This window comes from Methanosarcina horonobensis HB-1 = JCM 15518, from assembly GCF_000970285.1.
Taxonomy (GTDB): Archaea; Halobacteriota; Methanosarcinia; order Methanosarcinales; family Methanosarcinaceae; genus Methanosarcina; species Methanosarcina horonobensis.
Window position 1 is genome coordinate 4,139,586 of the sequence record NZ_CP009516.1, and the last position, 20,578, is coordinate 4,160,163.

The following is a 20,578-nucleotide window of genomic DNA, read 5'->3' on the forward strand; positions in this document are numbered from 1 at the left end:
TATTTTTTCATTATTGCTAGTAATTTTTGTCCTGGTCGTCCTTCTTGCAGGACTAAATTCTGGCTTTGCCCACTTCCTTGCAAACACCTATCACGGAAGCGATACAATATCCAGCATTGAGCTTCCCAGAAACGCCCAGGGAGTGAGACAGGATGAAATGGTTAGCACTAAGGTCTATCTCAGCTGGAATGATTCTCTACTTGCTGCCTCAGACAACCAGTCTCAAGGAGATACCATACAGAACATAAAAAATAGAGGAGCTCTGCGAGTGGGGTACAATCTGGGATTTCTTTGATCAGGATAAAGCAGATGTTCTTTTTATAACCGCCGAAGAGGGCTATACTATGACTCTAGTACATCCCTTCTACGACGTAGCTATATTTGAGCCCAATGGTTCCTATAAGGTGCTGTACGCTTATCCCGTGTCAAAGAACAGTAGTGGAAATTTCCTCCTGCTTTTAAATTACTGGATAAAGATGGAAAGGGATTATGGGGAACTTGACAGAAAATATAACTACTGGATACTGAGAAAGAACCCAGAAGAGAGTGAACCTCGATGGTCCGTGGTAAGAAATGTTCTTTACTGGGTCAATTGATGTCAGTAAAAAAACTAATTAATGCATAATAGAATCATTGATTGTGGTTGCACATTTCTTTTTCTCTCACTCTTTCTTATCCCAATCATTTTTGATGTTTTTATCCTGGCTGTTTTTTAGATCACAGAGCAGCTATTTTAGATCCATTAGCAGCTAAACTCCATAATCCCTACCTTTAACCTCCAACCACTTCCTGCTGTTGCTGCTGTAAACTTGTCAGCTAAAAACGCCTAACCTATAACGCATGAATCAAGACTCTAATTTAAAATTCTCGAAATCTATATAAAGTAGCAGAATAAAATAAATTAAGGAGTTATACATGCCATTAATAACATGGACAGATTCATTCAGCGTGAAAGTGGTAGAAATCGATACCCAGCACAAAAAGCTCGTAGAGATCATAAACAGGCTATACGACGCAATGAAAGTAGGAAAAAGTAAAGATGTGATGGGAGAAATACTAAACAATCTGATATCATACACAGCAACCCACTTTAAAACAGAAGAAAAGTACTTTGATTTATACAGCTACCCTGAAAAAGAAACTCACAAAGCCGAACATGAAAAATTCGTCGAAACAGTGACAAAATTCAAGGAAAACTTTGACTCAGGAAATGCAATAATATCAATAGAAGTCATGAATTTTCTGAAAGACTGGCTGACAAACCACATCAACGGAACAGACAAGAAATATACGAAATGCTTCAACGACCATGGCCTAAAATAATCCCAAATCATTCCTATTGATTACAGGTTAAATGTTTCATTCCTTCTTCTCTTACTCTTTTTATTTTCAATCCTTTGAGTTCTCAATTAAATAATTTCCACTGCCTGAATTGTCATAAGCCCTTTTCCTATAATTTCTCGCAATTATGGAATAAGAGATCTGATTTTTTCTTTATCGCCAACCGCTTCTACAACACTGGAAGTTCATTGCTCAAAATTAGATTATAGAATGCTATTCCGAATTAAACAATAATGAAAACAGGCGCGGCAGATTGGAAGACCGCACTTGAATGATTAATTCATCAGGATAGACCAACTTATGGTATTACAGTAATAGTTAGCGAATCATTTGTTCTTATCACTGTCATAGAATACAATTTTAACTTTTTCTTCTGTGATCAATCCTTGATTAATTACTTCATCTAATTTTGGTCTGATCCTATCGATATTCTCTTCAAGATCAGCAACTTCGATAAGTATTGGCATGTCAGTTGATAAACGCAGTATAGAAGTTGTATGAATTCGGCTATGTTTTCCAAAGCCAGCAATGCCCCTAAAAACAGTAGCTCCGGCTACACCTTCAGTTTTTAGCATTTCGACAATGTGCATATATAACGGCTTACCTTTGAAATGATCAGATTCCCCTATGAATATCCTCAATAATATGGCTGTAGACTCTTTTTTCATGCAATTTTCCTCACAACCCATCATTTGATCCGTTTTCATTTCATTCCTCCTAACAGGTAAGAGCTAACACTTAGAGCTACAATCTTACCTAAATATACAGCCAGCATGGAAAATAATACTGTCGATACCACATTTATCGTCATAAATGTTAATTTTGAGTCATCAAGTAATCGGAATGACTCATAACCGAACGTTGATAGAGTTGTAAAAGCTCCCAGAATGCCTATTGTAAGAAATATTCTGGTTTGACCACTAAAGAATCCCTGATATTCAGAAAGATACATTATTAAGCCCAAAAAGAAGCTGCCAATAGTGTTTATAGCTAGAGTCCCTACTGGAAAATTAACAAAATTGTTCTGTATCCATCCACCTAAGGTAAATCTCAGGATAGCACCTATAAAGCCGCCTATACCGACTAACAAAATAGTATACACATTAAAACCTCAACTGTTATGTAGAAGTCATCAGCGTAAGCGGTTTAGACTATAAAGTCCAGGCGGACCTCATCACCTATAGGATAGCGTTTGCCGACATTAAATAAATAGATTACGAAAAAACCAATGAGGATCACGCAGTTAAAAAACAAATGCATATTATGAAAGAAATTACAAGGCCAACAATATAAGTTTAATTTCTTTGGTTTTATGAAAGTCATTTGTTAAATCAGCCATTATTAAACAACATATAAGAATACGGCACTTATTGTTTCTGTCATATCTTTACATCCAGTAAATTTTCAAGAAATATGACATTTTTCACGATGCTTGGCTCCCTCAATATTATCATAGCTTCTGTAAAATCGATACCCCTCAAAAATCAATGCCCCCTCAAAAATCAATGCCTTCACTCAAATCAGGACCCTTTACGATAAGCTGCGAATTATGTTATATAGATTTAAGCCTAAAATTTAGTTAAAAAAGACTGAAAAACAGTGAAGAGCTGCGCAGCCTATTTCACTGCCTGAAGTTAACCCGGTATACGTATCCTGAGTATACAGTATCCTGATGTGGACAGGATAGAAAGGATATGAAAGGATATGAAAGGATATTTTTTTCTTAATTTCAACGACTGCTGCAAGTGGAGTATAAAAATGTACGGGATTGCACTTGACCTGGGTACCAGCGGCTTTAGAGCGCAGCTTATAGACCTGGAAACAAAAAAAGTTGTAAAAACTGCCATGACGATGAGGCACCCCCTGCCAGGGGGCAACGTGATCGACCACCTGGACTTCGCACTGGAAGTAGGAGAAGATATTGCAAACAACATCATACTGGATGCGGTATGTAAGATTATTGAAACCTTCGAGATTGATCCTGCCTGCATCCGGAAACTGGTCGTATGCGGAAACCCTATCCAGCTTTCGCTCTTCCAGAACTCGGAGATAAGAGACCTTGCTTTTGCCGGAAAGAATATGCAGAGAAGGCTTGGAGTCGAGAATGTGGATAGGAGTGCAAGAGTATTTCCGGCATCCGAACTTTTCAGGGGAGTCCTGGATCTGCCGAACTGCGAAATAACCGTGCCTCCGGCTATCGCCCATGAGATCGGAGCCGATGCCCTGGCGATGATGATCGAAACTGATTTCCTGAACCAGAAAGAAGTCTCCATTGTCACTGATTACGGTACTAACGCGGAAATGGCGATAAAAGCAGGAGACAGGATTATCACGGGCAGTGCTGCTGCAGGACCTGCAATAGAGGGGCAGGGTATAAGCTGCGGAATGATTGCAAGCCCGGGCGCGATTTCAGATGTAAACATTGAAAAGGATAGTAATGGAAATGACTGCTGGCGGCTTACAGTCCTGAATGAAAAGATGGAAGGAAGACCCGGAGATCTGATAAAACCCATTAACGGCGAAACTGTAGAAAAAGGAGAAATAGAGGCAGTGGGAATTACCGGAACCGGAGTGATTGCAGTTATTGCTCTTGCAATGGAGACAGGGCTTATGCAACAGCCTCCGAAACTGCCCAACGGGAGGCTGATCCTTGGCAGCGGGATAGAGATTACAGACGGGGATATTGCCGAAGCCGGAAAAGCTATAGGAGCAATCAGGGCAGCTCAGCTTACACTCCTGCTTGAAGCGGGAGTCCCTTTCGAAGAACTCGAAAATGTTTACATGTCAGGAGCTTCAGGGACGTATGTTGACTGCAGAAAGGCCAGAAAAATAGGTTCCTGCCCTGATTTTTCAAAGAAGGCTGTCCAGTTTGGAAACACTTCCATCGCTCTTGCACGCGAACTTATTCTGGACCCATCCAGGCTTGAGGAAATAATCGCTCTTGCAGGTACTATAAAAGCAGACCACCTGATGATGGCTACTAGCGAGACCTTCAAGAACATTTACACATGTGAGCTTTCTTACTGGACAGAAGGTATGAGTATGAAGCTCTACAAGAAGTTTTTCAAAATGTATAAGTACCCTTCTCTCCCGGAACCCGTAGAGAATGCAGTAATGGAAAAAAGAGCTGCCAGAGATATCGAGGAAACAGGAAACGTTCCTGTAGAAATTGTGGAAGATGTCGGGATCACCATAGAGGTCCCTCTGGAAAGCTGCCTCCAGTGCCAGCGCTGCAATGAAGAATGCCCGGAAAATGCACTTGTGACCATTGAGAAAAACGGAAGCTACTTTGCAAGCTGCAGGACTCAGGACTGCCTCGGGACAAGTTGCAGACGCTGTGTCCGTGCGTGCCCGATAAAAGCAATAGACTTCAAAAACATTGCTACTCTTGGTGTAAACGGACTTCAGAGAAGTGGGATAACCGGCGGGGTTTACTGAAGGAAGTCCTTAAAAATTATCTAAATCGAAGGGACTTCAAAATGACAAAAATAAACTTATCTTCCCGCATCTGCGGTATAAGCCACACGGTTAAAGGAAGGGTTGAAGGAGACAAAATAATCATAGAGATTGATACTCCCTGTGAGAAGTTCAGAGAGCTCTCCTGCCTTGAAATTCCGGTTCAGAGATTGCCGGATAACGAGATAAATCTCGTAAAAGAAATGGAAAAACAGATGAACCATTCCCTTGAGTGCACAAGGGAATGTGCCATGGATTGTACCGGCCAGTGCCTTATTCCTTCTGCCGTATTCGATGTCTGCCTTATAGAGAAAGAGCTGACAGAAGAAGAGCTTGTAAAAACGTCTTATATGGAAGTCACTGAGTATACCGCCTCAGAGTACCAAGATTATTGAGTAGAGATTTTCTTAGGGTTTTTTATACTTTCCTTGTTTTTTATTCCCAAAGATTTATTATGTAAGGGATTCCCCAGCTTCTATCTTACGCATGTAATTCTTTTTGAACTCAAGGTACTTTAGGGTAAGTTCTCCCACCTGCTGCTGGCTCAGGATGTTTCGAGATTTCTCAAATATCTGACCTTCTTCATCCTGTACGTGATGAGTTATAACTTCTTTTAGCTCATTGAGTCTGGCAGTCCAATTCTCACTCTTCTTACCCATACCCTCGAGTTCGTACATCAGAGCTCTTTCTTCATTATGTTCTATATAGGCTTTACGAGCAATGTCACGTGACTCTTCTTTTTCCTCAAGAAGAGGATAGTAAAGTTTCTCTTCCCCTTCCATGTGGAGATCAATCTCAGCTTTTATCCTAAAGAGAATTTCTTTTGAGCCGCTGCTCATAGCTTCTTCAAACATACTAAGTACATGCTTATGTTCCTGGCTCAAAACATCATAAATTGTTTCCATAATTTCTCCCCCAGTTTGAGACCTAAAAAAGATACTGAGTTTGAGACCTAAAAAGATACTGAACAACTGAAAAAAAGAATAAAAAAAGCCGGTTAAATAACCAGATAGAAACCAAATCTGGTACCGGTGATCTCCTTTTCTTTGCTTTTTAGTATTTAAGGCATAGGATGCTGTTGTTTAAAACTCTTAGAGAAATCAAGGTACTGCTGAGCTATCTGTTGTGCTTTGTCATCGCTCAGGGCTCTCTGAGCCTCAGGGAATACTTTGTTTTCTTCTTCTTCTACGTGGTGAGTTACACTTTCATTCAATTCCTTGATCTTGGAAGTCCAGTTAGGACTGCCGGCATCCATACTTTCCAGTTCAGAAGATATTGATTTTATTTCATTATGTTCTTCGTAGGCATGACTGACAAGTTCACGTAATTCTGATTTCTCCTCAAGTATCGGATAGAAGAGTTTCTCCTCTCCCAGTAAATGAGGCTCGGTTTTAGCTTTTATTTTAAAAAAGGTCTCCTTTGAGCCATCGCGCATTGCTTGTTGTATAAGATCAGCTACTTGCTTGTGTTCTGCTTTTAGAATATCATAAATTGTTTCCATAATTTCCCCCCTCTTATTAGAGGTATAACAGAGGTTATTCGGTCAAGTGTATAAATAGGTAACCGGTACCCCCAAATTATAAAAACAGTAGCGGTAGAAAGGAATTACTAATTTCTTTTTATGGATACCGGTTTAAAGATAAAAACAAATATAAAGAATGTTTATATATTTCCTGAAGATATCCATATATCCCTTTTACAATCTGGAGATAAACTCCCATTTTCCAGCCAGACAGTCTCACCTGTTTTATAGCATGAGTAACAACCTGAACTCTCAACCTTTTCACCTGTTTTGTGAAAGTTTAATCCCTTTATCATATCTTCGGAAATTGCAGGCAAACCATGTTTTCGTTTTCCAGCGGAAGCTTAAAAACACTCACGTTTCTACCTCTTTCAAGGAAAACAGTCTTGATTTTCCCCAAACTTCTTATGTTCGGGTTTCTCAATAGAAGGAAAACTTCATCCTGCATAGGTATATGCCTTCCTATTTCCTTCGAATTCAGAATTCCGTTACTTATTATTTTTATGGATTTACCCTGAATCACGTTCTTGTACCTGGGAGATTGTTTATCAAAATTGTCTGTACCCTGTAAATACAGGTCTTCAACAGGAGTTAAGATTGCACCTGTGCTTCATTCATATCTGCCGTATTTTTCTGCTGCATCCATCATTGCCATCACCTTTATAGGCGCTGCATTGACAGGGAATTCGCAGCCCGGAGAAAGAACAAATCCATATGGAGAATTGATCCCTTCTTCAATATTCTGCCTGCAGATTTCCACAACTTCTTCGTATGAACTGGTAAGGAAGAGCGGAGGGTTGATATTTCCACATATAACGTCGTGGTCACCAAACATTTTGATCTGATCTTTGATAGGTGTTTCCGGCCCGAAGAGCCAGAAATACTTTCCTGACCAGTTCAATTCTTCTCTTAACCTTGCATAGTATGGTAGGTTCAGATTCTGATCAGCACAGGGGTGCATGAGCAGGGCACCTATCCCCAGTTCCTTTGCATGGACATGAACCTTTTTCATGTACGGGTATGCAAACTCCTCAAACATCTGCGGAGGAATCATGTTGTTCGATTCTGATGGTCCTCCATCAAAAGGCAACAGGCTTTCTGAACCGTATTTATCTACAAAATAATCCAGAGCGTTGATAAACATATCACTTACCTTGTCAAGTAAGAAGTGGACAGCTTTTGGATCCATAATAAGCCATGTTAAAAACTCAGAAGTATCCGCAACGACCGAAGCTGCAGTAAAATTGCTGCCTATCTGTACAGTTACCGGCATCCCAAGTTCAAAGCATCTGGTTGCAACTCTATCTGCAATTTTATACGCACCGGGCAATTCTTTTTCAAAATCGGGGACTTCAAGCTTTTCAATATCTTCTATGGTATTCACAGGATGCTTTTTCACAAAAGGTGCACCCTGTCCCTTTCCGTAAGGAAAGCCGATCTCTCCTCCAAATTCCCATGCTCCGCACGATGCATACCCGTACATTGGAGTCTGTTCATAACCGTGAAGCCGCATGGACGCAAACTGCGCTTCAAAACATTTGTCCCCGTCCGCATAAAAATCTCCAAGAGATATACCCGTAATTTTTGCAGAATACCCCTCTATAAACGGGATTACCGGTATACGATCAGGCTTTTGCCCTGACATAAGAGCTGCCATACGCTCTGATGATGTCATTCTGGCTACCATTGAAACTATTCCTCCACTATTTATATTTCTTTTAAATATGTAACTTAGAACATAAATATATACCGAAAAGTTATAATTTAAACAAAAATTATCGTATAACGAATGAGAAGTTTACAGGAAATAACCAAAAACAGAGAAAGATCTAAAGAAATCGAAATTCTAAAAAAACAGGGATAAAAGAAATTAGTTTTAAAAGAAATCAGTTTTAAAAGAAATAAGTGAAAAATAAGTAAAAATTAGGTGCCCGGAGCGTGACTCGAACACGCGACCTCCAGATATCTCAGGAGATTAAAGACGCCTCATATAAAGTCCCTATGAGTCTGGCGCCCCAACCGACTAGGCTATCCGGGCTTGCAACACACAAATGTATTAACATATATTAAAGGGTAACGATCGGAAGAGGGTAAAAATGGTATTTTCACTACTTTTGGTGCTGGAGATGCGACGCCATAATATAAACTGCTACTCCGCAAAATAGAATACTCCGTAAAATAGAAGAAATAAACCTGAAAGTTCTCAGAGCGCATGGGGAGGGTCAGTTATCACGTTATGTTAGAGGCAACATAATATGGTAATATATATCAAAAGGAAACTATTGGATATAGTCAGTATAGCAGATAATTATATAATTATGAAGTAATATAATATAAGCTTTCAGATCGATTTTTAAAAACAGGGAAAGCTGAAAAGTGAATCAAGCGAGAGTTTAAAAATTTATTTCCAGTCTATAGGCTGAAAACATACATAAATCTGAATAAATATATATAATTCATATAATTATAATGATTGATCGAAATAAATTCTCAATCAAAGGAGAATCCGGAAGGTTACATTTTTCATACCGGCAAATCTCTCCGGGACTTAAACGTCAGCAGAGGACTTGATTTTGATCACATTTCAAAAATTTGCTTTAACAATTTAACTCTAACAGTATAGCTTACTAAAAGCTAATCCCGCGAAGTTAACTCCCAAATTGAAATCTTTAATTTCCTCATTAATCCAAATATTAAAATTTACTGGACAGTGGCTGACCTTGCACCAGCAGTCAGTTCTAGCAAGATGTTGAGATCGCCAGGTCAAAAAGGCTGTCAGAAAACAGAGAATTCGGGATTAATTCTTCAAAAAGTGATCCAACTCATTCAGCTTATTGAAATACCTGGACTAAACTCCAGATGAGGAATTTCCATGAAAATAAAAGCAAACCTCATATCCGGAAGGACCGCCGACCAGGGCGCACATCTGGAAGCAAAAACACATAAAGGTTATTTTGATGCCTGTGCTTACTGTGAACTGAACTCCGCAGATCTTGAGAGGCTGGGAGCCTCCGAAGGGGACAGCCTGAAAGTTACCACCGAGTTTGGGGAAGTGGTGGTATTTGCAAAGGCAAACGAAGGAAACCCTGAAGGTCTTGCCTTTATCCCTATGGGACCCTGGGCAAACGCAGTATTGAGCCCTGACACACACGGCTGCGGAATGCCGGGATTCAAAGGTGTTCCTGCTGAAATCGAAGTCACGGACGAAAAGCCCCTGGAAATGAAGGCGCTCATGAGGAAGTACCTGGAAGACTAAATTTCAGATTTTCCTGAAACAATAAACTCAAATTTTCATCAGATCCGGAGAAACAAAAAATTCGGAGGATAAAAGTATGCCAGTAATTAAAGACGCAGTATGTTCCCTCTGCGGGTCCCTCTGCGACGATATCACAGTCACTGTTGAAGATAATAAGATTACAAAAATAGAAAACGCCTGCATTCTCGGGCAAAGCAAGTTTGTCGGCATGTTCAAGCATGACAGGATAGAAACCCCGATGATCAGAAAAGACGGGGAGCTTGTGCCTGTACCCTATGAAGAGGCAATCGAAGCCGCCGCAAAAATCCTGGTAAATTCCAGAAGGACACTTTCCTACGGCTGGTGCTCTACCTCATGTGAAGCGGTCAGCGGAGCAATTCAGCTTGCAGAAGAAACAGGTTCAGTCATAGATTCTACAGCAAACGTCTGCCATGGGCCTACAGCCCTTGCAGCCCAGGAGAAAGGAGCACCTTCAGCCACTCTTGGAGAGATAAAGAACAGGGCAGATGTAATCATTTTTTGGGGGTGCAACCCTGTGCATGCCCATCCCAGGCATATGGTCCGCTACTCGAGCTTCTCAAAAGGTCTTTTTACCGAGAAAGGGCGGAAAGGCAGAAAAATGATAGTTGTCGATGTTAGAAAAACTGACACTGCAAAATTGGCTGACAGCTACATAGAGATTGAACAGGGATCAGATCTGCTCCTGGTTACAGCTCTTCGTTCAATTGTAAACGGACACGAAGACGTTATTCCGGAAACAATTGCAGGCGTTCCTAAAGCAGAAGTTCTTGAGCTTGCGGAAACCTTGAAGAATGCAAAATTTGTCTGTATTTTCTTCGGTATGGGAGTCACCCAATCCCGTTCTAAATATAAGAACGGAGATGCCATGTCCTCTCTCATTTCAGATCTTAACCAGCACACCAAAGCCGTAATGATCGGAATGCGCGGGCACTATAATGTTACCGGTTTCGGACAGGTAGCGACATGGGAGACCGGTTTCCCCATGGCAATTGACTTCTCGAAAGGATATCCCTATTACAACCCAGGAGAAACCGGAGCAAATGACCTGCTTGTGCGTGGGGAGCCAGATGCTGCAATTATAGCTGCAGCTGATCCAGGGGCTCATTTCCCGCAAAAAGCTATCAGGCACCTTGCAAAGATTCCTGTAATCCAGATTGACCCGTATGCCAACCCGACAACCGAAATTGCAGACGTGGTGATCCCATCGGCAATAGTGGGAATCGAAGCGGAAGGTACGGCTTACCGTATGGATGCAATCTCCCTCCGCATGAAGAAATTGATCGAATCCAAGTTTAAGACCGATGAAGAAATCGTAAAAGACCTGACTGCAAAGGTCAGGGAATTGAAGAGAGGTGCATAAGATGTCGGAAATCCTGATTAAAAACGCCAGCGTTTGTGACCCGACGCAGGGCATTAACTGCGAGACCATGGACATCTGCATCAGAGACGGCAAGATCGTGGACAGTGTCTCTGGAAATGCAAAGGTTATCGATGCAGAAGGCAAGCTCACCATGGCAGGAGGCTTTGACGGGCATACCCACAGCGCAGGTAAAATTAACGTGGGCCGCTTCATGAACCCCAATGATGCAAGGAAAACCCTTGTACCAGGACTTTCGGGTCAGGTTGCCCGTACCGAAAAGACAAGAGCCCAGGTAGGGTATAATACTCCCAACACTTACGCAATTGGATACAGGTATGCAAAACTGGGGTACACAACTATCTGTGAGGCTGCAATTCCCCTGCTTGCTGCAAGGCACACCCATGAAGAATTCAAAGAAATCCCTATCCTTGACAAAATGGGGCTGTCTCTCTTCGGAAGTAACTGGCAGGTCATGGAATATATCCGTGACAAGGAACCAGAAAAACTTGCAGCATACATTGCCTGGGGCCTGAGAGCCTCAAGAGGCTATGGAGTAAAGATTGTAAACCCCGGAGGCGGAGAAGCCTGGGGCTGGGGAAGAAACGTAAGCGGACTTTATGACCCCGTGCCTAACTTTGATGTAACTCCTGCGGAAATCCTCATGGGACTCGCAGAGGCTAATGAACGCCTGCAGCTTCCGCACTCCGTGCATGTGCACTGCAACAATCTCGGAAAGCCCGGAAACTATGCAACTACCATAGAGACCATGAAACTTTTTGAGAAAATTAAGCCGAGCAGGGACAGACAGGCTCTCCACGTAACTCACGTGCAGTTCAATGCATATGCAGGGACTTCCTGGAGGGACTTCGAAACCGGAGCTCCAATGGTTGCAGACTACGTGAACGGGGCAAACCACCTGACTTTCGACCTTGGACAGGTTATCTTCGGACCTGCTGTGACCATGACTGCAGACGGGCCTGTTGAGTATGCAAACGCAAGAATGCTGCATGAGAAGTGGAGCAACCAGGACATTGAACTGGAAGATGCTTCCGGAGTCGTGCCCCTGTTCTATTCGCCAAAGAGCTTCGTAAATGCAGTCCAGTGGGCAATCGGGCTTGAACTCGCCCTGCTTGTAAAGGACCCCTGGAAAGTTATGTTTACAACTGACAGCCCTAACGGCGGCTCTTTCGTAAACTATCCTGAAGCCTTTACCTACCTTATGAGTGCTAAGAGAAGAGCAGAAGTAATTTCAGGCTTTTCCAAGATGGCTCTTGACAGGATGGTACTGCCCGGAATTGACAGGGAACTGGACTTCTATGAGCTTGCTGTCATGACAAGGAGCACACAGTCAAAGATGTACAGCAGGCCGGAGAAAGGGAACCTTAAAGTGGGTTCTGATGCTGATATTGCAATATATGACATCCTTCCAGGTCAGATTGACCCCTCGACTGAGTACGTGAAGGTTAAGGAAGCTTTCTCAGGTGCAGCATACACCTTGAAGAGCGGAGAAATCGTTGTAAAAGATGGAGAAATCGAAGAGACCCCGAAAGGAAAGACTTACTGGGTGAACGCGAAGGTTCCTGAAAGCATCGATACTGCAATGCAGAAAGATATAGACCGCAAATTCAGGAAGTACTACACCGTGAGCAAATCCAATTACATGGTTGAGGACTCATACCTCCAGAAGCCTGTTGAGATCGGCACTGAGGGGGTTTTCTAAATGCAGGTCGTAAAACTTTCCCTCAAAAAAGCAAACAAAATCCCTATAGAAGCCGACAATATAAACCCTGATAACTTTGCCGGCAAAACCGCAGAAGAGATAAAAACAATTCCTCTCTGGTACGGAAACGGACAGTGCCCTCTTGGAGACTTCTTTACCGTTGAGGTTGAAGGCAGCGACTCCGTAGAAAACGTAAAAATAGTTTTCGAGGGTGATGTCTCCAGAGTAAAGCGCATAGGCCAGAACATGAGTGCAGGAGAAATCGAGATCAACGGCAACGTGGATATGCACTGTGGCTTTGGAATGAAGGGCGGAAAAATCGTAATCAACGGAGATGCTGACAGCTGGCTAGGCTGCGAGATGACAGGCGGGGAAATTATTCTCAACGGAAATGCTTCTTATTATGTAGGAGCAGGCTACCGCGGAGAGGCCTGCGGCATGAAAGGAGGAAAGATTACAATCAACGGCAATGCCAAGGACTACCTCGGAGAGCACATGTGCGGAGGGGAAATCCTTGTGAAAGGCAATGTTGGACTCCTTCCTGCAATCTCAAACAATGGCGGAAAAATAGTCATTGAAGGCAAAGCAACCATGCCTGCAAATGAGATGAAGAACGGAACGGTTATTATCAAAGGTGAAGTGTTCGACCTGCTTCCCTCCTATAAAGAAGAAGGGACAGAAGAGGTTGAAGGCGTCACATACCGTAAGTTCACAGGTGACGTTAATGCAGGCGGAAAAGGCGTGTTGCTTGTAAAATGAACGACCTGAGTAAGAAATATAAAATGTAACCGAAGCTCCTCGAATAATATTCAGGGAGTATGATTGAATAAAAGTGACGGATAAGAAATAGAAAAACAGATCCTATCAACTCTTTCTTATCCGTTTGCTATCCGTTTGCTCTTTCTTTTTTACCGTTTTGATTTTGTTTATTATCTATGGTCTTAATTTTTATCTTTTTTTCAGTTACAATAGGCCAATTCAAATACAGATCAATTTATAAACAGAGCTTGGTCCTACACATACCCTTGTCTCTCAGGACACAGAAAGCAGAAAAAGGAAAAAAGAAAAGAAAAAGGAAAAATCAGGTAACTGAAAGAAATCAGTATCCTGTTGCTTCTGCCAGCTGCTTTACCAGGGTATCATCAGTGGTACTTCCGGAGACTACAAGCACATAATTTTCGTTGCTCCAGACATATGAGTACCTTGGTACGTCAGCCCCTCCGGTTCTTATATATTCCGTAATTCTTACAGCAGAGTGCCCGTTAAAGGACTCCTCAACAAAGCGAGAACCGGACTGCAGTGGCTTGAAAGAAGCCCTGTATGTGGAGATAAAACTATTTGCATCCTCGGCATCTTCAAACTCGATTGCATCGATGTAGAGATCAGTAGTTTCACTGGCATTTGTATATTTATAGAGCCCTTCGGATCCTCCAAGGATTCCTGAGACATTTTCAGCTTTATAATCACTTTTAATCTCATCTATGGAGAGCGGAAGAGTACCAACATATTCAAAGCCCGCAGGAAGGGTTTCAATTGTGCTTACTCCGGCTGCATCTTCATCAGAAATTGCTTTTGTTTCCGGATTGTCCGAATCTGTCCCGTTAACTGCAGGAGTGTTATCCACGCAGCCTGAAAACGCGATCATCAAAACCGCAAACACAGATATTAAAGCTATACTTTTTTTCATAAAACTTCACCTTGATCTTAATCCTGAAAAACCACGCGGTTTATAGAATAAGGATTTCAGATTTAAAAGAATCGCCAGAACTAAGAAATCAGCAAATAAAAAGTTATCTGCAAAGAAGAAACCAAAAAAGAATTTAAAAGAGAGAAGGGTAGGAAAACCCTTCACTCAGAAAATTTAGTTGTTCCTCCTGACGAGGTAGACAACTGCAAGAAGTCCGACAAGACCAAGGACAACTCCGAAGCCAGGAGTGGTGTTGTCTGTTGGTTCGGTCTCTACGGGTTCAGTTTCTCCCGGGGTTGGGGTTACTCCCTCGGTTGGGGTTACTCCCTCGGTTGGAGTTACTTCTTCGGTACCATTGGTCGTATTATTGGTTGGTACCTCATCATCATCAGGCGGGGTTACCGTTTCGTTTCCGACAGTTACCTCAATGTACGGGTAGTACCTGAGCTGGCTGGCGTCAGCGACCTTGAAGTACATACCTTCGCCGATTGCGACCTTTTTATCCCTGGTGAGACTGATGGTGTCTTCATTTTTAATTTCAAGGTAGTCATCACCGATGGAAACATCGTCGAGGTCACCAAATTCGTCGTCAGAGTCAATGGTCCTTGCGTTTGCGTAGTCAATGAGCCAGAGACCCTCGATCTGGGCAATGCTGTCGACTGCACCCTGGAAGACCTGGTTGACATGGACTCTGAGGACAACGACATCGTCTTCGTCCTGGATGTCATCAAGTTCGACTTCCCAGGTGTTGTTTGAACCGCTAACGACTGAGATGATTTCGTCGTCTATGAATTCTCCGTCCTTGCTGAACTCGAGCCAGACTTTCTCACCGTCAACGTCAACCTGCTTGGCTTCGATAGTGTAGCCCTCGCCGAGATCGAGCTGTTCACCGGTTCTGATGGTGTACTTGTCATCGCTGTCAAGGATCAGCTTTGCGAGCTTGTCAGGGGTGGTTCCTGTGATTGGGATATATTTCTCTGCAAAGAGACCCATAACAGGGTACTTGCCAAAGGGCTCGTAGTCAAAGTCGACTTCCTGGATAGTGCTTCTGTAAATGAGACTGTTCTTATCAATCTTCCTGTCAGTAATCGAAGTGATAGTAAGGTTTTCTGTCTGGACATTATCTTTGAGGTCATAGAAGAAAGCTGCGAAAGAGGTTGCGTTCCAGCTGGCTGGGCCTGTAGCGACCTTTCCCCTTACTTCATAGGTGCCTGGTTCTGTATACTCCTTCATGACATAGAACCTGAGAGCACTGCTGTCAGCTGTCTTGAAGAACAGACCCTGACCTATTTCGATTTCTTTATCCCTGGAGAGGGTGATGGTGTCTTCATTTTTGATTTCAAGGTAGTCATCACCGATGGAAACATCGTCGAGCTTACCGAACTCGTCGTCTGAGTCGATGGTCATTGCGTTTGCGTAGTCAATGAGCCAGAGACCCTCGATCTGGGCAATGCTGTCGACTGCACCCTGGAAGACCTGGTTGACATGGACTCTGAGGACAACGACATCGTCTTCGTCCTGGATGTCATCAAGTTCGACTTCCCAGGTGTTGGATGAAGTGTTGGAGGTGCTGACTGAGATGATTTCGTCATCTATGAATTCTCCGTCCTTGCTGAACTCGAGCCAGACTTTCTCACCGTCAACGTCAACCTGCTTGGCTTCGATAGTGTAGCCCTCGCCGAGATCGAGCTGTTCACCGGTTCTGATGGTGTACTTGTCATCGCTGTCAAGGATCAGCTTTGCGAGCTTGTCAGCACTGGTAGGTTTGAGAGGAATATATTTCTCTGCAAAGAAACCGATCATGCTGTAATTGCCCCATGGCTCATACTCGAAGTCAATTTCATTGATTTCTGTACGGTATGTAAGAGCTTTTTCTCCAATAACGTTATTGTTGGCGCCCGTTCCACCAGATGCAATGGTAAGGGTTTCGGTTGTTACGTTATCGTCAAGGTCATAGTAGAATGCTGCAAAATTAGTTGCATCCATTGAAATTAAACCACCCTCAGCATCAACAATTCCTGAGATGGTAGTACCATTGTACACTGGACCACGGATCTCAACGACATTTGCTGCACTTGCGGCGGAAGCAAATACAGTAAGAATCATGAGGGCAGCCAGTGATAATGCTGCAAATCTCTTCATTTTATTGTTTCCTCCATGTTTGTTAAGATATATCGTATGTAAGAAGAAGTGTCGGGATCGAACACTTAAAGGGTTTCACCATTCTTCACCAAATCAGACTTGTCCATTTCGTCTATTGCCGAAGAGGATTTCATTCCCTCCTTATCCCTCTAAATTGGATTACAAGTGTTCTATAAAATAATTGCATTATTAAATCTTTTGTGGTCTATTTCCTGGGAATTAAAGAAGAAAAGCGCAAAACAACGATACAAATGACGGTAAATGTCGAAAGAACTCGGCCAGAATATTCGTCAAAGGTTAACATAGGAGATTAAGTAGAAACACTTATAAAACACTATGGAAAAAAGATAATACGTTTAATGTGTATAGCTGAATAATTTGAAACAATACTGATTTTAAAAAACCATTCTGTAAAAACGCTCTGATTCGGTGTTACCAATTTTGAAATATTCTTTCAATCACCAAAATATTCTACATTTCGTATGTAAAAGATTCTTTTTAATTATAACCCAGAGTAGAACCTGAATTCTTCGACAACCAGCCCGTATTTTTATTAGATATAAAAGGCATATTAAAGAAAAAAATGGCCTTGGAATCTCTATGCTGGCTTTCTTTTACCATGCCCTGTTACTGAACACACCACCCAGCGGGAAAAGTATCAACCTAAAGTATCAACCTATAAATTGATCTGATAAAAGGCCGGCAAATAACGTGGGCAAGCTGTAGATAAACATCTGAAACAATTCACGTACTTTCCGCACGTACTTCCATTAATTTTATAATAATAAAAGTCGAAGATTGTCCATTTTGCACGATGTACAGTATAATATATAGCCTATTAGAAATTGACGATATAATAAGAGAAATATAAAATAAGAAAAATATATAAAAGAGCAGGATGAAAAGTACCTGAAGAAAAGACGCCATGAAGATATGGCGCTCTGGAATTCATATACAGAAGCCTGTATAAAACTATATTTATACCTGAACAATGCAACATAGGATAAAAAACAACACGGGGTATCAGTTTTGGAATGCCAAGATATTATTGAAAATGTCCTCTGCAGGATAAAAGCCATGAAAGGCGTGGAAGATACATACATTTTAAGTGAAGAAGATAAGGAAAAAATATTTGAGCTCGAGAAAAAAGCCGAAGGGGCAGTTTTGATGGGCATGGGAGTAGGAGATAACAGGGGAATCAAGGAAGTTCTCAAACGCCAGTTAATCATAGCCTTTACAACCAATATGGATTATGTATGGCCTGAAGGACCCAACGTGATTCTCATGCAATACGGGGAAAAAGTGGGTGAGGATATTTATGACCCTGAAAAACTCGAAGAGTGTAAAATGTGCAAGGACATGATGGTGATGGGAAATTTCGTAATTTATAGAAGCGCAGTACCAAAGCCAAAGGATGCAAAAAAGGAGCCTATTACCGTTGTTCTTCCTCCTCAAAAATGTAAAGATTTAGAAGAAATGGGCGGGCTAGCCAATGTCGTACTGGCTTCTCCTTCCACTCCTACCGATGAGTATATCAGGTCTGTGATGGGTCTTAAACCCGCAGTGGGTCAGGGAACTTTTATCATAGGATTTGATATCTGCTGATCAAAATCAGGTAAACGGATTTCAGGTAAACGGAATTTGGACTCACCTGAGTACCCGGAAAATCTTAACACTAAAACAGTTGTGATACAGGTCGACAGGTTCAATTGATCGGTTGACTATGTTCCAATCGATCAATTGACTATATTATACTGTAATTGGTACAGGCACCTGATACAAGTGTTAAAGACTAAACTAGCGGTCACCAATGTAAAAAAGACAGAAATTATTTTTAAGATTCAGTAGCAGGTTTACCAAAACTGGTTAATAGGAAAGATCAAAAGAAGGAATTCGAAGTGTGCGAATCTGGGAGTCATGTAACTTAATCATCAGTCTAAAAGACGAATTTCCAATTACAACTGCTGCCGAAAGAAAGAGCCGGGAACATGACCAGAAAAGACGGAATTTAAAATGAAAGAAGCTGAGTATAACAGGGCCTGCAGGAGTATCCTTGAAAAGGTACTTGCCGGCGAAACAAAAGACGAAGACCAGTTGAACAGAGTAAAAAAAGATGTGAGTAAGCAAAATCATCTTTCCAGCCTGCCAAGAAACGGAGATATAATTATGCAGGGTACACCTGAGGAGCAGGCTGTAATAAAAGAATTCCTCAGGCGAAAACCCGTAAGGACAATTTCAGGAGTCGCAGTAATTGCTGTAATGACTTCTCCTGCCCCATGCCCTCACGGAGTCTGCCTTCCCTGTCCCGGCGGCCCCAATTCGGCATTTAAATCCCCTCAGAGCTACATGGGAAGAGAACCCGCAGCAATGAGAGCTATTCAACATGAGTTTGACCCTTACTCCCAGGTCCAGTCCAGGCTTTCCCAGTTAAAGGAAATAGGCCATGATGTGGAGAAAGTGGAACTGATAATTATGGGAGGCACTTTTTCCGCACGCAGCCTTGACTATCAGGAATGGTTCAGCAAACGCTGTCTGGAAGCAATGAACGATTTCACAGGCACGGAATGGAGGAACAGAGCCTGGAAGATCGGAAAAATCTCTCCGTATATTCCTCTTGAAGAGGTTCAGAAAGCCAACGAAACAGCTGATATCCGCAACGTGGGAATAACCTTCGAGACACGGCCAGATTGGGCAAAAGAGGAGCATGTAGACGAATTCCTCAGGCTGGGCGGGACAAAGGTCGAGCTTGGAGTCCAGAGTGTTTATGATTTTGTTTTAGCCAGGATGCAGAGAGGACACGGAGTTGCGGAAATTGTCAGAGCTAATCGGGTTTTAAGGGACAGTGCATTTAAAGTAGGTTTCCACATGATGCCTCACCTTCCCGGAGCAGATTCCGAACTCGACCTGAGAGGATTTAAAAAACTCTTTGAAGACCCTCGTTTCAGGCCGGATTACCTCAAAATTTATCCTACTCTTGTGACTGAAGGTACACCTCTGTACAGAATGTGGGAAGCCGGAGAATATCACGCACTTTCAGACGAAGAGGCTGCAGAGCTTGTTGCGGACATAAAGGCTGTCCTGCCCAAATGGGTAAGACTCCAGCGCATCCAGAGAGATATTCCTGCCCATCAAATTTATGCAGGCGTCAGAAAAAGTAATCTCAGGCAGCTTGCAGAGGAAAAACTCAGGGAAAAAGGAGGAAAGTGCCGCTGCATACGCTGCAGAGAGGTTGGACATAACAGCCTGAAAGGGAGAAGGATAAGCGAAAAAGATATCGAGCTAACTACGGAAACTTACGAGGCCTGTGACGGTAAAGAGCACTTTATCGCATTTGAAGACCTTTCGGCAGATGTCCTTATAGGTTTTACACGTTTGCGTTTCCCGGCTGCTCCTCACCGCCAGGAACTGCAGAACTCTGCCCTTATAAGAGAACTGCATGTTTACGGCTCGATGGTGCCTGTAGGAAAAGGAGCAAAGCAGAAGGAATGGCAGCACCGCGGGTATGGAAAGGAACTCATTGAGCGCGCTGAAGAAATTGCATCAGAGTCCGGCTACGAAAAACTTGCAATAATCAGCGGAATAGGTGCCAGGGAATACTACCGAAAACTCGGGTACAGTCTTGACGGAGTATACATGTCAAAACCTATGAGGGACTAATGACTAACTAAAAACGACTATTTCCTATTAAAATCTTAAATTAAGTTTTCTAGCCTAATACTTATGAACCATTTTGGGCTCGGAATTCCATTCAGAATTAGCCGCACTCTTAAAAAATCGCTTAAAACTGTTCTTGAGAGACTTTGATATCTATTTTTATCTAATACATTGTAATGATACTGGCAGGAATATCATCTCAAAAACCTGCAGTTTGTCCTCAGTTTTACATTAAAGAGTCGTTCTCATTGACTATTTTCTAACTTCATTTCTCCATTATTTCCGGGCTTATTTTAAAACTAAATTTCTACGAGTTTATAAGAATTTAATTGATTAAAAGCATATTTTTTGAGAATTGTTTTTTGTTTTGGATTTTGAAGGTTAAAAAGATGTGAACACAAAAATATGAAAACTAAATT

At 42.2% G+C, this 20,578-nt stretch carries 19 protein-coding genes, 1 tRNA gene and 1 riboswitch; of the genes, 11 read left to right on the plus strand and 9 right to left on the minus strand.

Translation table 11 applies throughout. The features are described from left to right. Positions 1-13: 13 nt before the first annotated feature. The 3 genes from MSHOH_RS18005 (at position 14) to MSHOH_RS18015 (ending at position 1,323) form a co-directional block, all read left to right on the plus strand. Positions 14-295 (plus strand): hypothetical protein, encoded by a 282-nt coding sequence (locus tag MSHOH_RS18005; protein WP_162197658.1) that lies wholly within the window; start codon positions 14-16, stop codon positions 293-295. A gap of 49 nt (positions 296-344) precedes the next feature. Next, a complete protein-coding gene (locus MSHOH_RS18010; protein ID WP_048141756.1) occupies positions 345-596 on the plus strand; it encodes a hypothetical protein in 252 nt (83 codons plus the stop codon). Positions 597-915: 319 nt separating this feature from the next. Then, positions 916-1,323: a bacteriohemerythrin gene (locus MSHOH_RS18015; RefSeq protein ID WP_048141758.1), complete on the plus strand. Its 408-nt coding sequence runs from the start codon at positions 916-918 to the stop codon at positions 1,321-1,323. Between the two features lie 344 nt (positions 1,324-1,667). On the opposite strand, the gene MSHOH_RS18020 is transcribed toward MSHOH_RS18015, so the two are convergent. Beyond that, the gene (locus MSHOH_RS18020; protein WP_204245350.1) at positions 1,668-2,048 is read right to left on the minus strand and encodes a DUF190 domain-containing protein; all 381 of its coding nucleotides are present in this window, start codon (positions 2,046-2,048) and stop codon (positions 1,668-1,670) included. Beyond that, positions 2,045-2,443 carry a fluoride efflux transporter CrcB gene (gene crcB, locus MSHOH_RS18025; protein WP_048141760.1) on the minus strand — a complete coding sequence of 133 codons (399 nt, stop codon included), beginning with the start codon at positions 2,441-2,443 and terminating at the stop codon, positions 2,045-2,047. Before crcB ends, MSHOH_RS18020 begins: the two co-directional genes overlap by 4 nt. Before the next feature lie 14 nt (positions 2,444-2,457). Continuing rightward, positions 2,458-2,529: riboswitch (Fluoride riboswitch) on the minus strand. 570 nt (positions 2,530-3,099) lie between these two features. Here crcB and MSHOH_RS18030 point away from each other — a divergent pair. Beyond that, entirely contained in the window at positions 3,100-4,779 is a 1,680-nt protein-coding gene (locus tag MSHOH_RS18030; protein ID WP_048143622.1) for a methylamine methyltransferase corrinoid protein reductive activase, read from the plus strand. A gap of 41 nt (positions 4,780-4,820) precedes the next feature. Next, complete coding sequence (locus MSHOH_RS18035; protein ID WP_048141762.1) at positions 4,821-5,192, plus strand: DUF6951 family protein; 372 nt, start codon at positions 4,821-4,823, stop codon at positions 5,190-5,192. 57 nt (positions 5,193-5,249) lie between these two features. On the opposite strand, the gene MSHOH_RS18040 is transcribed toward MSHOH_RS18035, so the two are convergent. From MSHOH_RS18040 to MSHOH_RS18060, 5 genes are all read right to left on the minus strand, one after another. Next, positions 5,250-5,702 (minus strand): hemerythrin domain-containing protein, encoded by a 453-nt coding sequence (locus MSHOH_RS18040; protein WP_048141764.1) that lies wholly within the window; start codon positions 5,700-5,702, stop codon positions 5,250-5,252. Positions 5,703-5,857: 155 nt separating this feature from the next. Beyond that, positions 5,858-6,298, minus strand: a complete 441-nt coding sequence (locus MSHOH_RS18045; protein ID WP_048141766.1) for a hemerythrin domain-containing protein — start codon at positions 6,296-6,298, stop codon at positions 5,858-5,860. A gap of 313 nt (positions 6,299-6,611) precedes the next feature. Continuing rightward, a complete protein-coding gene (locus MSHOH_RS26100) occupies positions 6,612-6,917 on the minus strand; it encodes a YetF domain-containing protein (RefSeq protein ID WP_394297773.1) in 306 nt (101 codons plus the stop codon). Positions 6,918-6,929: 12 nt separating this feature from the next. Continuing rightward, positions 6,930-8,006, minus strand: a complete 1,077-nt coding sequence (locus tag MSHOH_RS18055; RefSeq protein WP_048141770.1) for a uroporphyrinogen decarboxylase family protein — start codon at positions 8,004-8,006, stop codon at positions 6,930-6,932. Between the two features lie 241 nt (positions 8,007-8,247). Further along, positions 8,248-8,357: transfer RNA gene (locus tag MSHOH_RS18060), tRNA-Met, on the minus strand. An 834-nt stretch (positions 8,358-9,191) separates the two neighbouring features. On the opposite strand from MSHOH_RS18060, the gene MSHOH_RS18065 reads away from it, so the two are divergent. The 4 genes from MSHOH_RS18065 to MSHOH_RS18080 all read left to right on the plus strand — a co-directional run bounded on the left by MSHOH_RS18065 (position 9,192) and on the right by MSHOH_RS18080 (position 13,435). Next, complete coding sequence (locus MSHOH_RS18065) at positions 9,192-9,575, plus strand: molybdopterin dinucleotide binding domain-containing protein (RefSeq protein ID WP_048141772.1); 384 nt, start codon at positions 9,192-9,194, stop codon at positions 9,573-9,575. A gap of 76 nt (positions 9,576-9,651) precedes the next feature. Further along, complete coding sequence (locus MSHOH_RS18070) at positions 9,652-10,956, plus strand: formylmethanofuran dehydrogenase subunit B (protein WP_048141773.1); 1,305 nt, start codon at positions 9,652-9,654, stop codon at positions 10,954-10,956. A gap of 1 nt (position 10,957) precedes the next feature. Further along, positions 10,958-12,676 carry a formylmethanofuran dehydrogenase subunit A gene (locus tag MSHOH_RS18075; protein WP_048141775.1) on the plus strand — a complete coding sequence of 573 codons (1,719 nt, stop codon included), beginning with the start codon at positions 10,958-10,960 and terminating at the stop codon, positions 12,674-12,676. Beyond that, on the plus strand, positions 12,677-13,435 hold the full coding sequence (locus tag MSHOH_RS18080) for a formylmethanofuran dehydrogenase subunit C (RefSeq protein WP_048141777.1): 759 nt from the start codon (positions 12,677-12,679) through the stop codon (positions 13,433-13,435). A 340-nt stretch (positions 13,436-13,775) separates the two neighbouring features. Here MSHOH_RS18080 and MSHOH_RS18085 read toward each other — a convergent pair whose 3' ends face one another. Continuing rightward, positions 13,776-14,363 (minus strand): hypothetical protein, encoded by a 588-nt coding sequence (locus MSHOH_RS18085; protein WP_048141779.1) that lies wholly within the window; start codon positions 14,361-14,363, stop codon positions 13,776-13,778. Positions 14,364-14,537: 174 nt separating this feature from the next. Next, positions 14,538-16,505, minus strand: coding sequence for an S-layer protein domain-containing protein (locus tag MSHOH_RS18090; RefSeq protein ID WP_048141781.1), 1,968 nt, complete (start codon positions 16,503-16,505; stop codon positions 14,538-14,540). Between the two features lie 1,029 nt (positions 16,506-17,534). Between MSHOH_RS18090 and MSHOH_RS18095 the strand changes: the two genes are divergently transcribed. After that, a complete protein-coding gene (locus MSHOH_RS18095; protein ID WP_048141782.1) occupies positions 17,535-18,110 on the plus strand; it encodes a hypothetical protein in 576 nt (191 codons plus the stop codon). Between the two features lie 408 nt (positions 18,111-18,518). Then, positions 18,519-20,162 carry a tRNA uridine(34) 5-carboxymethylaminomethyl modification radical SAM/GNAT enzyme Elp3 gene (locus tag MSHOH_RS18100; protein ID WP_048141784.1) on the plus strand — a complete coding sequence of 548 codons (1,644 nt, stop codon included), beginning with the start codon at positions 18,519-18,521 and terminating at the stop codon, positions 20,160-20,162. Positions 20,163-20,578: the final 416 nt, after the last annotated feature.

Excerpts from the sequence above, each read along its gene's own strand:
- MSHOH_RS18010 (WP_048141756.1), top strand. The coding sequence starts at position 345 with ATGACTCTAGTACATCCCTTCTACGACGTAGCTATATTTGAGCCCAAT.
- MSHOH_RS18015 (WP_048141758.1), top strand. The coding sequence starts at position 916 with ATGCCATTAATAACATGGACAGATTCATTCAGCGTGAAAGTGGTAGAA.
- MSHOH_RS18020 (WP_204245350.1), bottom strand. The coding sequence starts at position 2,048 with ATGAAAACGGATCAAATGATGGGTTGTGAGGAAAATTGCATGAAAAAA.
- MSHOH_RS18030 (WP_048143622.1), top strand. The coding sequence starts at position 3,100 with ATGTACGGGATTGCACTTGACCTGGGTACCAGCGGCTTTAGAGCGCAG.
- MSHOH_RS18035 (WP_048141762.1), top strand. The coding sequence starts at position 4,821 with ATGACAAAAATAAACTTATCTTCCCGCATCTGCGGTATAAGCCACACG.
- MSHOH_RS18040 (WP_048141764.1), bottom strand. The coding sequence starts at position 5,702 with ATGGAAACAATTTATGATGTTTTGAGCCAGGAACATAAGCATGTACTT.
- MSHOH_RS18045 (WP_048141766.1), bottom strand. The coding sequence starts at position 6,298 with ATGGAAACAATTTATGATATTCTAAAAGCAGAACACAAGCAAGTAGCT.
- MSHOH_RS18055 (WP_048141770.1), bottom strand. The coding sequence starts at position 8,006 with ATGGTAGCCAGAATGACATCATCAGAGCGTATGGCAGCTCTTATGTCA.
- MSHOH_RS18065 (WP_048141772.1), top strand. The coding sequence starts at position 9,192 with ATGAAAATAAAAGCAAACCTCATATCCGGAAGGACCGCCGACCAGGGC.
- MSHOH_RS18070 (WP_048141773.1), top strand. The coding sequence starts at position 9,652 with ATGCCAGTAATTAAAGACGCAGTATGTTCCCTCTGCGGGTCCCTCTGC.
- MSHOH_RS18075 (WP_048141775.1), top strand. The coding sequence starts at position 10,958 with ATGTCGGAAATCCTGATTAAAAACGCCAGCGTTTGTGACCCGACGCAG.
- MSHOH_RS18080 (WP_048141777.1), top strand. The coding sequence starts at position 12,677 with ATGCAGGTCGTAAAACTTTCCCTCAAAAAAGCAAACAAAATCCCTATA.
- MSHOH_RS18085 (WP_048141779.1), bottom strand. The coding sequence starts at position 14,363 with ATGAAAAAAAGTATAGCTTTAATATCTGTGTTTGCGGTTTTGATGATC.
- MSHOH_RS18090 (WP_048141781.1), bottom strand. The coding sequence starts at position 16,505 with ATGAAGAGATTTGCAGCATTATCACTGGCTGCCCTCATGATTCTTACT.
- MSHOH_RS18100 (WP_048141784.1), top strand. The coding sequence starts at position 18,519 with ATGAAAGAAGCTGAGTATAACAGGGCCTGCAGGAGTATCCTTGAAAAG.